The following is a 14512-nucleotide window of genomic DNA, read 5'->3' as shown; positions in this document are numbered from 1 at the left end:
CCGCCCCCCACAGGGGCACCGCCCACATCAGGAAGCAGGGATAGGCCATGAGCGGCACCGTGGAGCTGACCAAGGAGAACTTCGACCAGACGGTCACGGACAACGATTTCGTCCTGATCGACTTCTGGGCGGCCTGGTGCGGTCCGTGCCGGCAGTTCGCGCCGGTCTACGAGAAGGCGGCGCAGGAGAACCCGGACCTGGTGTTCGGCAAGGTGGACACCGAGGCGCAGCCGGAGCTGGCGGCGGCCTTCGGTATCCAGTCGATCCCCACGCTGATGATCGTCCGCGACCGTGTGGCCGTGTTCGCGCAGCCGGGAGCGCTGCCGGAGGCGGCTCTCGCGGATGTCATCGGGCAGGCCCGCGGGCTGGACATGGACGAGGTCCGCAAGGCGGTCGCCGCGCAGCAGGCGCAGGAGCAGGCGCAGGCACAGGCGCAGGCCGAGCAGAACGGCCAGTGACCGCTTCCCCCTTCCCTGCGGATCCTTTCCGCGGCCGGTGACATGAAGTGCCGTCAGCTGGAGTCGCGGGCCACCACCGCGGCTCCCAGCACCTCGCGGCGCTCCAGTGCGGCGCCCGGCTCGCGGACCGCCCGGTCGACGAGTTCGGCGAGGTCGCGGCCCGACGGCAGCTCGATGTGCACGGTGCTCAGCCGGGGCCGCAGCAGCCGTCCCACCATGAGGTCGTCGGCGCCGATCAGGGCCGTGTCGCCGGGGACGGCCACGCCCTCGTCCTGGAGCGCGCGCAGCAGCAGCGCGGCGTACTCGTCGTTGTAGGCGAAGACCCCGTCCAGGCCGAGATCCCGCCAGCGCGCGGCGAGCGCGGCCGCAGCCTCCTCCTCGTAGGCGAGGGGCAGCTCGGTGACGGTCGCGCCGGTACCGCGCAGGGAGCGGCGTACGCCGTCCAGGCGGGGCCGGGAGAAGACCTCCAGGCCCGGCTCCTCGGGCACGACGACACCGATCCGGCGCCGGCCACGCGCGTACAGGTGGGCCCCGGCGGCCCGGCCGACCGCCGCGTGGTCCATGAGCAGGGCGTGCGCACCCCGCACCGCCTCCGGCCCCAGCGTGACCACGGCACGGGCGCCGGAGCGCCTGAGCAGGGCCACTCCCTGCGGGCCGAGGCCCGATCCGGGCACGAGGACGGCCACGGGACGCAGTTCGGCCCAGGCCCGCGCGGCGTCGTCGCCGGCCGGGCCCGGGCTGCCGTACTGCACGACCGTGTAGTCGAGGCGCCCGAGGGCCTGCTGGAGCTCGTTGATGAACCGGCTGTAGAGCGATCCGACGGGGATCGCCGGGGCGGGCATCAGCACCATCCGGCTGTGCCCCGCGCGCAGACTGCGCGCTGCCGCGTGCGGCACGTATCCGAGTTCCTCCGCGGCCTCGTGCACGCGGCGCCGGGTCGGCTCGCTGATGCGTACGGCGCTGGTGTTGTTCAGGACGTAGGAGACGGTCGCCCGGGAGACGCCTGCCAGACGGGCCACATCGGCACTCGTGGGCACGGAACGCTGCGCGGGCGCGGGCGTTTTCGGTATCTGCACCATGACGTACGGCATCTTGGCAGAGCCCCGAGGCGGCGGGCCGGGCACCCCCGGGCGCACGCGAAGCGCCGTCGGCCGCCCCCGGATCACCTCGCGCGCCCCTCGCGCGCCCCGGTAGCTCCTCGCCGGCGCTGCGGCTGACCTCGCGCCCCCCGTACGTCCTCTCCCGCCTTTCGGCCTGTCTCGCAGCCCCGGTGCGTCCTCTCCCGCCCTCCGGCCGGCTTCGCGCGCGCCCCGCGCGGGTCAGCGCTCCGCGGCGGCGGCCGGTTCCCTGCCCGTGACCCGGGTGACCAGGTCGGTCCAGCCGGCCTCCAGACGGTCCAGTGGCATGCCGCACTGCTGGGTGAGGTGCTGGACGGCGACCGGGTCGAGATAGCCCATCAGCGTCAGGGCGAGCAGTTCGCAGTCGGCCTCGGGGACCACCTGCCGCAGCAGCATCATGACGTGGCCGCGCAGCAGCCGCCGGGGCGGTGCGGTGAAGCGGCGGTCCGGGGTGGGCTCGGCCGCGATCTGGAGTTCGAGCGACTTGGCCGCGTGGCGCAGGGTGGCGTGCCCGAACGCGTTCAGCCGGTCCACGGGCGGGGCGCCGGGGCCGAGCGGCGGCGGCCCGCTGAGGAACGATGCCTGGAACGTGCGCTCGGAGTGGTCGAGCAGCGCGGTGAGCAGGCCGACGCGGTCACCGAAGCGCCGGAAGACCGTCCCCTTGCCCACCTTCGCCGCCGCGGCCACCGCCTCCATCGTGACCCCGGCCGCGCCGTGCTCGGCGATCAGCCGGGCGGCCGCCTCCAGCAGCCGGGCCCGGTTGCGCGCGGCGTCGGCCCGCAGGCAGGGTTCCTGTCCGCGGGAACCGAGCTCCAGCAGCTCGGGGGCGGCCACGGGCTTCTGGGGCGGCGGGAAGGGTGGCAGGGAGGCGGACATGAAGACAGCGTAAAGCATCGGGAATGAAACTGGACCGCGGTCCGGTTACCTGCTACAACATTAAACGGACCCCGGTCCGGATCGAACCGGGCCCGCCCAACCGCCGTTTTTCTCAGTCATCGGGAGTTCCCATGTCCGTTCGCATCCTCGCGCTCGTCGGCAGCCTCCGCGCCGGTTCGCACAACCGCCAGCTCGCCGAGGCCGCCGTCAAGCACGCTCCCGAGGGCGCCGACATCCAGCTGTTCGAGGGCCTGGCCGACATCCCGTTCTACAACGAGGACATCGACGTCGAGGGCTCGGTGCCGGCCGCCGCCCTCCGGCTGCGCGAGGCCGTGGCCGCCGCCGACGCGCTGCTGCTGTTCACCCCCGAGTACAACGGCACCATGCCGGCCGTGCTGAAGAACGCCATCGACTGGCTGTCCCGCCCGTACGGCGCCGGCGCCGTCGTCGGCAAGGCGGTCGCCGTGGTCGGCACCGCGTTCGGCCAGTACGGCGGTGTCTGGGCGCACGACGACACCCGCAAGTCCGTCGGCGTCGCGGGCGGCAAGGTGCTGGAGGACGTCAAGCTCTCCATCCCGGGCTCGCTCCAGCGCTTCGCCGAGACCCACCCGGCCGACGACGCCGAGGTCGCCGCGCAGCTGACCGAGGTCGTCGCGCGGCTGCACGGCGAGGCCGCCGCGGCCTGACCGCGCCACACCCGCACCGAGGGGCCGGAGCCGACGCTCCGGCCCCTCGCCGTCGTCGCGGCCCTCCCCGTCATGGCGGCCCTGCCCCCTCGTCGGGGCCGCCGCCACCGCGGCCGCTCCCCCCGTCGCCGCGGCCCTTTTGCCGCTCACCGCGCGGGCACCGGTCCCGGCCCGGGCGTCAGGCGCCCGCCCCGGACTCCGCCGCGGGCCGCGCGGCGAACCCCGCCACCCACTCCGCGGTCGCCCTCAGGCCGCCGAACGTGTAGAAGTGCACCCTCAGGTCGCCGTGGACGGCCGGGTCGTACCCGGCGGCCAGGTCCCGCAGGAACCGGTCCGGGCCGGCCGTGGCCATCAGGTTGGTGAGGGAGAAGCCGTACTTCCGGGCGATGGAGGCGCTGGTGCCGACACCGAAGCGGGTGGCGTACGACACCAGCCGCCGGACCCCGGCCGGTCCGGGCACGCCGATCCGGACCGGCAGGTCGATCCCGCGCCCGCGGGTCTCGGCCACCCAGGAGAGCACCGGGCCGGCATCGAAGCCGAACTGGGTGATCACATGCCCGCCGAGCCGCCGCCGCGCGAGCGCCGCGGTCTTGTCGGCCAGCGCGGTCCACAGCACGGGCCCGGCGATCGCGGGGTGGCCCTCCGGGTAGCCGCTGACGCCGACGTGGCGGACGCCGTACCGCTCCAGCAGTCCGGTCCGGATGACGGCGAGCGCGTCCTCGTACGGGCCGTGCGGCCGGGCCGGGTCACCCCCGACCACGAACACGTGCTCGCCGGTGCCGTCGGCGCGCAGCCCCTCCAGGAACTCCTCCAGCTCGGCCCGGGAGGCCAGGCGGCGGGCCGAGAGGTGCGGGACCGGCACGAAGCCCAGCCGCTTCACGGCCCGCGCGGCGGCCAGGCGCATCCGCAGGTCCTCGTTGCCGAGGAAGGTCACGTTGATGCGGGTGCCCGGCGGGACGAGGTGGTGCGCCTCCTCCAGGTGCGGCACGTCCTTGCCGGTCATCTCCAGGGAGAAGTCCTCCAGCAGCGCGGTGTGCGTGGCACGGGGCGCGGTGGGGCCGGGGTTCATCGGGCTCCTTCGGCGTCGGGTACGACGGCTCGCCGGGCCGGGCGCCGCCTCGTGGGGGCGCCCCGCCGGTACCGCGGACAGCGTACGCGGGCCACGCCACGACCCCGGTCGCGGGCAATCCGCCGTAGCGCGGCACGTCCCGCGCTACTCTGCGCCCGTCCGGCGATTCATCCGGTTCGCCCGGTTCGACACGTTCCGTCCTGGAGGCCGCATGCCCTCGCGTCTCAACCCGTACCTCAGCTTCGACGGCGATGCCCGGCAGGCCATGGAGTTCTACGCGGACGTGTTCGGCGGCACGCTCACGCTCAGCACCTTCGGCGAGTTCGGCCGGCCGGAGGCAGCGGAGGCCGACAAGATCATGCACGGCATGCTGGAGACCCCGGCCGGCTACACCCTGATGGGCGCCGACACCCCGCCCGGCATGGAGCACACCCCCGGGAACGCCTTCGCGGTGAGCCTGAGCGGGGACGACGCCGCCGAGCTGCGCGGCTACTGGGAGAAGCTGTCGGCCGGCGCCTCGGTCTCCGTGCCGCTGGAGAAGCAGATGTGGGGCGATGTGTTCGGCATGTGCACGGACCGCTTCGGCGTCACCTGGATGGTCGACATCACCGAGGCACCGGCGAACGACTGACGCGGATCTTCGACTGGCCGTGGGGCCGACGCTCCCAGTCCTCCATGAACCGGCCGTGCAGACCGTGGCGGCGGGCCACGGCCAGCAGGGTCTCGGTGCGGTAGTAGAAGTCCTCGCGCAGCACCTGGTGCTCGGTGCCCTCGGTACGGTCGAAGGTGAAGTCGAAGAAGCCGTCCGGCTTCAGCACCCTGCCGACGTGGGCGAGGCACTCCTCGATGACCTCCAGCGGGGAGTGGGAGAAGACGCTGTGCGCGTGCACCACGTCGAAGTGCGCGTCGGGCAGGAAGTCCAGGGTCAGGTCGCCGGTGATGGTCAGGTGCGGCAGCTTGTCCTGGAGCCCGCGCTCGGCGAGCGTCTTCTTCGCCGCGATGAGGATGTCGGGCGAGATGTCGATGCCGTAGTAGTTGCCCGTGTCCAGGTAGTCGATGAAGCGCCAGCCGCCGCGCAGGTTGCCGCAGCCGATGTCGAGCATGCGGTGCCCGGGGCGCAGACCGTGCTCCAGCAGGTAGTCGAACTGCATCGCGCCCAGGGCCAGCCACCGGTCGTGGCTGCGGCTGCCGACCGCGGCCTCGGGGTCGCGGCGGGTGTCGGACGCCATGACCGCCCGGTAGTAGCCGACGTGGTCGGGGTGGATCAGGCGCAGCCAGGCGTCCCGCCCGGCCCGGCGCAGATACGGCGCCACACGGGCGGGGTGGCGCAGGGCGTAGCCCACCTTGTGGGGCAGCGTGGCGCGGTTGCTGCGCAGCCTGCTCGGCGAGGTGGCGTCCTGTGCCATGGGTCTGCCCTCCGTCCGGACGGTTCCCCCCATTCTGGGATCGTTCGGTCACAGCGCGCCATCGCTGTCCGACCCGGCGGGTCGGCAGCGAGCCGGCGGCCGGTCCGCGGCGTACCGAGTCCGCGTGCGGTACGGGGCGGGAAGGCGCGGCGGGCGCGCCCGTGGTTTGGGAGGGGCCGTTCGCGCCTACCGGAAAGGCCGTGGCGCGCGGTGAACGGCCGCTCGCCGCGCAGGCGTTCCACGCGCGGCCACAAGAGGTTACCGTTCGGTAGACAACCGCTCCCGGAGGTGTCCCGCATGACGCTCGCCCCTTCCGCAGGTCTGGCGGAGACCGCTCGCGCACTGGCCGCCGGGGAGGTCACGTCCCGGACGCTCGTCGCCCAGGCGCTGGCCCGCATCGAGGCGAGTCAGGGCTCCCTCAACGCCTTCCGGATCGTCCGGGCCGAGGCGGCGCTCGCCGAGGCCGAGGCGGCGGACCGGGAGCTGGCCGCGGGGGTGCGCCTGCCGTTGCTCGGGGTGCCCGTCGCCGTCAAGGACGACATGGACGTGGCGGGCGAGCCCACCGCGTTCGGCTGCCGGGGCTCCTTCCCGCCGGCCGCCGAGGACGGCGAGGCGGTACGGCGGCTGCGGGCGGCCGGCGCGGTGATCGTCGGCAAGACCAACACCTGTGAGCTGGGGCAGTGGCCGTTCACCGAGGGGCCCGCGTTCGGCGCGACCCGCAACCCGTGGAACCCGGAGCACACGCCGGGCGGCTCCTCCGGCGGCAGCGCGGCGGCGGTCGCGGCGGGCCTGGTCCCGGCCGCGCTGGGCTCGGACGGGGCCGGTTCGGTGCGCATCCCCGCCTCCTGGACCCATCTGGTCGGCATCAAGCCGCAGCGCGGGCGGATCTCGACCTGGCCGCGCGGCGAGTCCTTCCAGGGCATCACGGTCAACGGCCCGCTCGCCCGCACGGTGGCGGACGCGGCCCTGCTGCTGGACGCGGCCAGCGGCAACCACGCGCGTGACCCGCACCGGCCGCCGGCGCTGCGGATCTCCGAGGCGGCCGGCCGCGACCCCGGCCGGCTGCGCGTCGCGCTCTCCCTCAGACCGCCGTTCACCGCTCTGCCCGCCCGGCTCGACCCGGAGATCCGCGCCCGGGTCACCGAACTGGCGGAGAGGCTGAGCGCGGCGGGCCACATCGTCGAGGAGGCGGACCCGCCGTACGGGCAGATCGGGCTGGCCTTCGTGCCGCGGGCCACCGCGGGCATCGCCGAGTGGGCGCGCGAGGCACCCGATCCGGCCCTGCTCGACCCGCGCACCCGCAGTGCCGCCCGGCTCGGACGGGTGCTCGGCGGGCCCCCGCTGAAGGCGGCACGGCGGGCGGAGGCGGCGCTGCACCGCCGTATCGGCCGGTTCTTCACGTCGTACGACGTGATCCTCGCGCCGACGACGGCCACTCCCCCGCCGCGGATCGGCGCCCTGCTGGGGCTGGGGCCGCTCGCCACCGACCGGGCGATCATCGCCGCCTGCCCGTACGCCTGGCCGTGGAACGTGCTGGGCTGGCCCGGTGTCGGCGTGCCCGCCGGTTTCGTCCGCGGCGGGCTGCCCGTCGGGGCGCAGCTGCTGGGCCCCGCGCACAGCGAACCCCTGCTGGTCTCGCTCGCCGCCCAGCTCGAGGCGGACCTGCGCTGGCACGAACGGCGCCCGCCCCAGCGGTCGGTGGCCCGCTCCCCGGTGGGGTGAGGGAGCCGGGGACCGCCGTGCGGACGGCCGGGTGCCCGTCCGAGCCGCCTCGACCGCGTCCGCGAGGGACATCTCGCGGCCGTTCGGCGCCCGGTACGACCCCGCCGCCACGATCTGCTCCGTCTCGCGCGCGACGGCGCGCAGGCGCGCGCTCACGGCGCCACCCCCGTAGCCGCCGTGACCGCGCGCCGCACGGCCTCCCCCGTCGTGCTCATGAACGCATCGTGAGCGATCCTGGTCCTGCGGTGCAACGGAGTTTCCCGGCCCCGGAAACGGAGAGCGGCCCTCCGGGCAACACCGGTTCCCGTCCACGGAATTGCTCCGGTCCGCGTCCGGAACATCCCGCTTCGCCCCCTTGTGCGAGCGGGCGCGAGCGTCTTGGGTGGACGGGTGCACCGGTCCGGGGCGCCGACGCCCGCGGACCGGTGGCAGGAGGACCTCGAGAAGGGACCCCGATATGTCCGATGCGGCAAGCCACTGTACGAAGGCCCGCGCCGCCGTCGACGAGGCGGAGGTGGAGGGGCTGATCCGCGGGATCTGCTTCAAGACCGGGCCGCCGCGCACCGTCGGTGTCGAACTGGAGTGGCTGGTCCACGAACTGCGCCAGCCCCGGCTCCCCGTCACATCCGAACGACTCGAAGCGGCCTTCGCCGCCGCGCGCGCCACCCCCCTGGCGTCCGCGCTCACCGTGGAACCCGGCGGCCAGCTGGAGCTGAGCTCGCCGCCCGCCGCCTCCCTGACGGAGTGCGTGCGCACCGTCTCCGCCGACCTGGACGCCGTCCGCGCGGCCCTGCGCGAGCGGGGCCTCGGCCTCGCCGGCATCGGCCACGACCCGTGGCACGCGCCCCGCCGGTTCCTGCGCCGGCCGCGCTACGACGCGATGGAGACCTCCCTGGACCGCACCGGGCCGGCCGGCCGCGCCATGATGTGCGCCTCGGCCTCCGTGCAGGTCTGCCTGGACGCGGGGTACGAGGAGCCCGGCCCGCTCGGCCACGTACGGCGCTGGTGGCTCGCCCACCAGCTGGGCGCGGTGCTGGTGGCCGCGTTCGCCAACTCCCCGATGGCCGGGAACCGGCCCACCGGCTGGGTGTCCACCCGCCAGCTGCGGTGGGCGCAGATCGGTGCCGGGCGGGCGGGCGCGCCGGTGCTGGACGCCGATCCGCGCGGCGCCTGGGCCCGCCGGGTGCTGGACGCGCCGGTGATGTGCGTCCGGCGCGAGGACGGGCCCTGGGACGTGCCCGACGGGCTCACCTTCCGGGAGTGGACCCGGTCCGGGACCCCCCGGCCGCCGACCCCCGACGACCTCGACTACCACCTGACCACGCTGTTCCCGCCGGTCAGGCCGCGCGGTCACCTGGAGCTGCGGATGATCGACGCGCAGCCCGGCGACGACGGCTGGATCGTGCCGGTGGCGGTGACGACGGCGCTCTTCGACGACCCGGAGGCCGCCGAGACCGCGTACCGCACGGTGAAGCCGCTGGCCGAGCGCTCCCTCGGGCGGCCCGCGCCGCACAATCCGCTGTGGTTCGACGCGGCCCGCCACGGACTGGCCGACCCGGAGCTGCGCGAGGCGGCCGCGGCGTGCTTCGCGGCGGCGCTGGCGGCGCTGCCCCGGCTCGGCGCCACGTCCGAAGTGACGGACGCCGTCGCGGCGTACCGCGACCGCTATGTGGTGCGGGGCCGCTGTCCCGCCGACGACCTGCTGGACCGGTTGCTCGGGACGGACCGCACCGGGTCCGGGCCGCGCCCGGCCGACGAGCTGCCCCTGCCGTACGGGAAGGACCTGTACCGATGACCGACACCACGCCCGGGACGGCCTCGGACGTCGATCCGGAGGCGTTCCGCGAGCGGGCCCTGGCCTCGCTGACCACCGCCCGCGACCGCACCACGCTGCTGACCACCTGTGTCGACGACCCCGATCTGACCGCCCAGCACTCGCCGCTGATGTCCCCGCTGGTCTGGGACCTCGCGCACATCGGCAACCAGGAGGAGCTGTGGCTGCTGCGGGCGGTCGCCGGGCAGGAGGCGATCCGGCCGGAGATCGACACCCTGTACGACGCCTTCGAGCATCCGCGCGCGGAGCGGCCGTCCCTGCCGCTGCTGCCGCCCGCCGAGGCCCGCGCCTACGCCGGGCAGGTGCGCCGCCGGGTCCTGGACGTGCTGGAGGGCGCCTCCTTCCGGGGCACCCGGCTGACCGAGGCGGGGTTCGCCTTCGGGATGGTCGCGCAGCACGAACAGCAGCACGACGAGACCATGCTGATCACCCATCAGCTGCGCCGCGGCCCGCAGGCGCTCACCGCCCCGGACCCCGAGCCGGTCGCCCTGTTCACCGGGCCGTCCGAAGTCCTCGTCCCCGGCGGTCCGTTCACCATGGGCACCTCCACCGAGCCCTGGGCCCTGGACAACGAACGGCCCGCGCACCGGCGGGAGATACCGCCCTTCTTCATCGACACCACTCCGGTCACCAACGGCGCCTACCTGGCGTTCATCGAGGACGGCGGCTACGACGACCCGCGCTGGTGGACGGCCGAGGGCTGGGCGCACATCCGCCGCCACTCCATCACCGCCCCGCTGTTCTGGCGCCGGGACGGCGGGCAGTGGCTGCGCCGCCGGTTCGGGGTGACGGAAGCCGTGCCGCCGCAGGAGCCGGTGCTGCACGTGTGCTGGTACGAGGCGGACGCGTACGCCCGCTGGGCCGGGCGGCGGCTGCCCACGGAGGCCGAGTGGGAGAAGGCGGCCCGGTACGATCCCGCGACGGGCGGCTCGATGCGCTACCCGTGGGGCGACGCCGACCCGGGTCCCGAGCACGCCAACCTGGGCCAGCGGCATCTGCGCCCGGCGCCCGCCGGGAGCTACCCGGCCGGCGAGTCGCCGCTGGGCGTACGGCAGTTGATCGGTGACGTGTGGGAGTGGACGGCGAGCGACTTCCTGCCGTACCCGGGATTCCGGGCGTTCCCGTACAAGGAGTACTCGGAGGTGTTCTTCGGCTCCGACCACAAGGTGCTGCGCGGCGGCTCGTTCGCCGTGGACCCGGTCGCCTGCCGGGGCACCTTCCGCAACTGGGACTATCCGATCCGGCGGCAGATCTTCTCCGGCTTCCGCACGGCCCGCTCGCAGGACGCCTGATGTGCCGTCACCTCGCCTACGTGGGGCCCGCCGAGCCGCTCGGCGCGCTGCTGGTGGAGCCGCCGCACGCGCTGTACCGGCAGTCATGGGCGCCGCGGCACCAGCAGTACGGGACGGTCAACGCCGACGGCTTCGGCGTGGGCTGGTACGCCGACGGCGACCCGGCGCCGGCCCGCTACCGGCGCGCCGGGCCCATCTGGGCCGACCTGTCGTTCGCCGACCTGGCCCGGGTGGTGCGCACCCGGGCCCTGCTCGCCGCCGTGCGCGACGCCACCCTGGCGGGCGCGGACGCCGAGGCCGCGGCGGCGCCGTACGCCGCGGACGGGTGGCTGTTCAGCCACAACGGGGCGGTGAAGGGCTGGCCCGGATCCCTCGCCGCGCTCTCCCGGAGCCTGCCGCCCGAGGAGCTGCTGTCGCTGGAGGCCCGCAACGACTCCGCGCTGGTCTGGGCGCTGGTCCTGGCCCGGCTGCGGGCCGGGGACGACCCGGGCCGGGCACTCGCCGACACGGTCCCGGAGGCCGCCGCGGCGGCCCCCGGCTCCCGGCTCAACCTGCTGCTCACCGACGGCACGTCCATCACCGCCACCACCTGGGGCGACACCCTGTGGTACCTGGTCCGGCCGGGCGGCGGCACGGTCGTGGCGTCCGAGCCCTACGACGACGACCCCCGCTGGACCGAGGTCCCGGACCGCACCCTGGTCACCGCGAGCGCCACCGAGGTGCGCCTCGCGCCGCTCAAGGAGCCGAGCCGCTCCCCGGACCCCGCACCGCTCAAGGAGCCCCGCACGTGAGCCCGTTCCATCTCACCCGCACCCTTCCCGAGGACGCCACGGACGCCGCCCTGCGCGCGGACGTGCTGCACGGTCTGACCGCCACGCCCAAGACGCTGCCGCCGAAGTGGTTCTACGACGCGCACGGCAGCGAACTGTTCGAGCGGATCACCGAACTGCCCGAGTACTACCCGACGCGTGCGGAGCGGGAGATCCTGATCGCCCGCGCCGCCGAGATCGCCGCCGCGACCGGCGCCCGCACCCTGGTGGAACTGGGCTCCGGCTCCTCCGACAAGACCCGGCACCTCCTCGACGCGTTCACCGGCCTGCGGGTCTACGTGCCGGTCGACGTGAGCGAGAGCGCCCTCACCCAGGCGGGGCGGGCGCTCGTGGCGGAGCGGCCCGGTCTGGCCGTGCACGCGCTGATCGCCGACTTCACCGCCCGTCTGGAGCTGCCCGAGACGCCGGGGCCAAGGCTGCTGGCGTTCCTCGGCGGCACGATCGGGAACCTGCTGCCCGACGAGCGGGCCGAGTTCCTGTCCTCGGCCCGCGCCCTGCTCAGCCCGGGCGACGCGCTGCTGCTCGGCACCGACCTGGTCAAGGACGAGGAGGTGCTGGTCCGGGCGTACGACGACGCGGCGGGGGTGACGGCCGCGTTCAACCGCAACGTGCTGTCCGTCGTCAACCGGGAGCTGGGCGCCGACTTCGACCCCGGCGCCTTCGCGCATGTCGCGCTGTGGGATCCCGGGCACGAGTGGATCGAGATGCGGCTGCGCTCCCGGCACGCGCAGACGGTGAAGATCCCGGCGGTGGGCCTCGCGGTCGAGTTCGCGGCGGGTGAGGAGCTGCGCACCGAGGTGTCGGCGAAGTTCCGCAAGGAGGGGATCCGCGCCGAACTGGCCGCCGCCGGGCTGGAGCTGGCGCACTGGTGGACGGACGGCGGGGAGCGGTTCGCGCTGTCGCTGAGCGTCGTGCGGTAGGCGGCGGAGGCGGCGGGAGGGCGTGCCGGTCAGCCCGCGGGTGCCGTCAGCGCCTCGGTGATCCGGCGTGAGGCGCGGCGGGCCTCGGTGGCCGGGTCGGCGCCGGTGAGCACCTTCGTCATGTACTCCTTGATGGGGTTGTCCGCCTCGACGTTCGCCCAGTCGGGCGTGGCGGGTGTCGCCCGTCCCTGTGCCGCGCCGGCGGCCATGGCGGCGACGCCCTCCTCGTCCGCGACCTCCGCGGCCAGGGTCGTCTTGTTGGGCACGTAGTTCATGGTGCGGGCCAGCTCGGTGTTCCACTCCGCCCCGGCGAGGGCCTCCACGACGGCGACCGCGCCGTCGCGGACGTCGGTGTTCTTCGGCACGACGAGGTCCGAGCCGCCGGTGAAGACCGCGCCGGGCCGGTCGGCGCTCCTGCCGGGGACCGGGAAGAAGTTGAGCTTGCCCTCCAGGCCGGGGTTGCGCTGCACGATCGCCCGGGCGAGCCCCGGCACCGCGACGATCTGGGCCACCCGCCCCCCGGCGAACACGCCGGCCTGCGGCGGGTGTTCCTCGTCGGCGTCGACCGGGCCCTCGCCGAGCGCCTGGAGGCGGCGGTAGAAGTCCATGCCGCGCAGGGCGGCCGGGGTGTCGAGGCTGCCGCGCCAGCTGCCGCCGTTCTCCTCGGCCAGGTCACCGCCCTCGTCCCAGATGAACCCGGCGAGCGTGTACCAGTCCTGGCCGGCGAGGTAGATGCCCTGGCCGCCTCCGGAGTTCAGCTTTTCGGTGACCTCCAGCCACTCCTCGCGGGTCCTGGGCGGGGCGGTGATCCCGGCCTGCTCGAAGAGGTCCTTGCGGTAGATGACGACACGGTTGGCGGCGTACCAGGGGATGCCGTACTGCGCGGACAGCTGCTGCCCGGGTTCGGCGAGGCCGGGCAGCCAGTCGCGCATGCCCCAGTCCCGCATCGACTCCAGGGTGAGGTCGAGCAGTCCGCCGCCCTCGATGTACTGCGGGACCTGGGTGTTGCCGACCTCGATCACATCGGGCGCGTCCGCCGCGTCGGACTCCAGGGCGGCGTGCACCTTCTCGCCGATGCCGGTCCACTCCTGGATGCGGACGTCCAGGTCGAGGCCGGGGTGGGTGCGCTCGAACTCCTCGGTGAAGCGGTCCAGGAACTCCTCGGAGGCGCTGTCCTTCATCAGCCAGACGACGACGGTGCTCCGCTCCTGCCCGGTCTCGCCCGGTACCAGTGCGCAGCCGGTGACGAGCGAGGCGGTCAGGGCGCAGGAGAGGGCGAGCAGGCGGCGACGTCTCACGAGGGGGTCCTGTTCTGTCTGGGGACAGGGCCCTGTGCGGGGACAGGGCGGGGAAGCCCGACGTGGGGGGAGGAGCGGAGGGCTCGTACGGGTGTGACGGATTTTGGTATGGACCAATGCGGAGGTCAAGGGATAGGGGACGGAAGTCCGACGCCTCGCGGTCCGCCGCGGTGTGGGGCACGGTGGAGTGACGCGTGACACAGCGGTCACGGCGGAGAGGAGCAGCCCATGTCGAACCACACCTACCGGGTCACCGAGATCGTCGGCACCTCCCCCGAGGGCGTGGACCAGGCCGTCCGCAACGGCATCACCCGCGCCTCGCAGACCCTGCGCAACCTCGACTGGTTCGAGGTGACCCAGGTGCGGGGGCAGATCGAGAACGGGCAGATCGCCCACTACCAGGTCGGGCTGAAGGTGGGCTTCCGCCTGGAGGACGCGGAGTGACGCGAGGACGCGGACCGACGCCCCGGTAGCCCGTCAGGTCCGCCCTTCCTTCTCCTGGGCGGCCTTCAGCTCGCCGGAGGGAGCCGCCCAGCGCGCCCGCAGGACGGTGAACCCGGCCCGCTCGGCGTCCTCGCACACCAGTTCGTCGTCGTCCACGAGCACCCGGATCTCCCGGGTGCGGGCGAGCCGGCGCAGGATGGCCAGCTTGGTGAAGCGGGCGGGCCTGCGGTCGTCGTCGCGCCGCATGTACACCCGCCCCTCGGGCAGGCCGTGCGCGGACAGCCAGTCGAGGGTGTCGCGCCGACAGCGCTCGGGCCGCCCGGTCAGATACACCACCTCGCACTCCCCGGCGCTCTCGCGGGCCAGCGCCACCCCCTCCGGGAGCGGCGGGTCCTGCGGCGCGGCGGCGAAGAAGGCGTCCCAGTCGCGGGGCCTGCGCTCCAGGAACCGCTGCCGGTGCGCGGTGTCGGCGAGGGTGTTGTCCAGGTCGAACACGGCCAGCGGGGCCTTGGTGCTGTGCGTCACACCCCCAGCGTATGGGGTGTCCGCGGATCCGCCT

General features: G+C 74.5%; 15 protein-coding genes and 1 pseudogene. 9 read left to right on the top strand and 7 right to left on the bottom strand.

The features are described 5' to 3' along the window. The first annotated feature begins 47 nt into the window (after positions 1–47). Positions 48–458, top strand: coding sequence for a thioredoxin (gene trxA, locus SGLAU_RS29015; protein ID WP_043505498.1), 411 nt, complete (start codon positions 48–50; stop codon positions 456–458). A 53-nt stretch (positions 459–511) separates the two neighbouring features. Here the strand turns inward: trxA and SGLAU_RS29010 are convergent, their stop codons facing one another. After that, the gene (locus SGLAU_RS29010; protein ID WP_208868960.1) at positions 512–1549 is read right to left on the bottom strand and encodes a LacI family DNA-binding transcriptional regulator; all 1038 of its coding nucleotides are present in this window, start codon (positions 1547–1549) and stop codon (positions 512–514) included. Positions 1550–1777: 228 nt separating this feature from the next. Beyond that, positions 1778–2470 (bottom strand): TetR/AcrR family transcriptional regulator, encoded by a 693-nt coding sequence (locus tag SGLAU_RS29005; RefSeq protein ID WP_043505495.1) that lies wholly within the window; start codon positions 2468–2470, stop codon positions 1778–1780. Between the two features lie 113 nt (positions 2471–2583). Between SGLAU_RS29005 and SGLAU_RS29000 the strand changes: the two genes are divergently transcribed. Then, positions 2584–3138: an NAD(P)H-dependent oxidoreductase gene (locus SGLAU_RS29000; RefSeq protein WP_043505494.1), complete on the top strand. Its 555-nt coding sequence runs from the start codon at positions 2584–2586 to the stop codon at positions 3136–3138. Positions 3139–3316: 178 nt separating this feature from the next. Here the strand turns inward: SGLAU_RS29000 and SGLAU_RS28995 are convergent, their stop codons facing one another. After that, positions 3317–4207, bottom strand: coding sequence for a methylenetetrahydrofolate reductase (locus SGLAU_RS28995; RefSeq protein WP_052413947.1), 891 nt, complete (start codon positions 4205–4207; stop codon positions 3317–3319). 211 nt (positions 4208–4418) lie between these two features. On the opposite strand from SGLAU_RS28995, the gene SGLAU_RS28990 reads away from it, so the two are divergent. Beyond that, on the top strand, positions 4419–4838 hold the full coding sequence (locus SGLAU_RS28990) for a VOC family protein (protein ID WP_043505493.1): 420 nt from the start codon (positions 4419–4421) through the stop codon (positions 4836–4838). On the opposite strand, the gene SGLAU_RS28985 is transcribed toward SGLAU_RS28990, so the two are convergent. Beyond that, positions 4813–5613 carry a class I SAM-dependent methyltransferase gene (locus tag SGLAU_RS28985; protein WP_043505492.1) on the bottom strand — a complete coding sequence of 267 codons (801 nt, stop codon included), beginning with the start codon at positions 5611–5613 and terminating at the stop codon, positions 4813–4815. The genes SGLAU_RS28990 and SGLAU_RS28985 overlap by 26 nt on opposite strands. Positions 5614–5910: 297 nt before the next feature. On the opposite strand from SGLAU_RS28985, the gene SGLAU_RS28980 reads away from it, so the two are divergent. After that, the gene (locus SGLAU_RS28980; RefSeq protein WP_043505490.1) at positions 5911–7335 is read left to right on the top strand and encodes an amidase; all 1425 of its coding nucleotides are present in this window, start codon (positions 5911–5913) and stop codon (positions 7333–7335) included. 27 nt (positions 7336–7362) lie between these two features. Here the strand turns inward: SGLAU_RS28980 and SGLAU_RS36445 are convergent. Next, positions 7363–7647: pseudogene (locus tag SGLAU_RS36445) on the bottom strand (hypothetical protein); the annotation flags it as partial. 145 nt (positions 7648–7792) lie between these two features. Here SGLAU_RS36445 and egtA point away from each other — a divergent pair. Genes egtA through egtD form a run of 4 tightly spaced genes read left to right on the top strand, consistent with a single transcriptional unit; the run spans position 7793 to position 12211 of the window. After that, complete coding sequence (gene egtA / locus SGLAU_RS28975; RefSeq protein WP_052413946.1) at positions 7793–9130, top strand: ergothioneine biosynthesis glutamate--cysteine ligase EgtA; 1338 nt, start codon at positions 7793–7795, stop codon at positions 9128–9130. Continuing rightward, positions 9127–10461 (top strand): ergothioneine biosynthesis protein EgtB, encoded by a 1335-nt coding sequence (gene egtB / locus SGLAU_RS28970; RefSeq protein WP_043505489.1) that lies wholly within the window; start codon positions 9127–9129, stop codon positions 10459–10461. Before egtA ends, egtB begins: the two co-directional genes overlap by 4 nt. After that, a complete protein-coding gene (gene egtC / locus SGLAU_RS28965) occupies positions 10461–11252 on the top strand; it encodes an ergothioneine biosynthesis protein EgtC (RefSeq protein WP_043505488.1) in 792 nt (263 codons plus the stop codon). Before egtB ends, egtC begins: the two co-directional genes overlap by 1 nt. Beyond that, complete coding sequence (egtD, locus tag SGLAU_RS28960; protein ID WP_043505487.1) at positions 11249–12211, top strand: L-histidine N(alpha)-methyltransferase; 963 nt, start codon at positions 11249–11251, stop codon at positions 12209–12211. The genes egtC and egtD overlap by 4 nt, the downstream gene beginning before the upstream one ends. 29 nt (positions 12212–12240) lie before the next feature. Here the strand turns inward: egtD and SGLAU_RS28955 are convergent, their stop codons facing one another. After that, positions 12241–13509: an extracellular solute-binding protein gene (locus SGLAU_RS28955; protein ID WP_043505486.1), complete on the bottom strand. Its 1269-nt coding sequence runs from the start codon at positions 13507–13509 to the stop codon at positions 12241–12243. 228 nt (positions 13510–13737) lie between these two features. Here SGLAU_RS28955 and SGLAU_RS28950 point away from each other — a divergent pair, with 228 nt between their 5' ends. Next, entirely contained in the window at positions 13738–13953 is a 216-nt protein-coding gene (locus SGLAU_RS28950) for a dodecin (RefSeq protein ID WP_043505484.1), read from the top strand. 33 nt (positions 13954–13986) lie between these two features. Here the strand turns inward: SGLAU_RS28950 and SGLAU_RS28945 are convergent, their stop codons facing one another. Further along, entirely contained in the window at positions 13987–14478 is a 492-nt protein-coding gene (locus SGLAU_RS28945) for a nucleotidase (RefSeq protein ID WP_043505483.1), read from the bottom strand. Between the last annotated feature and the right edge of the window lie 34 nt (positions 14479–14512).

The organism is Streptomyces glaucescens, assembly GCF_000761215.1.
GTDB lineage: Bacteria > Actinomycetota > Actinomycetes > Streptomycetales > Streptomycetaceae > Streptomyces > Streptomyces glaucescens_B.
The sequence above is the reverse complement of the archived record's forward strand: the minus strand, read 5'-3'. Positions and strand labels throughout refer to the sequence as shown.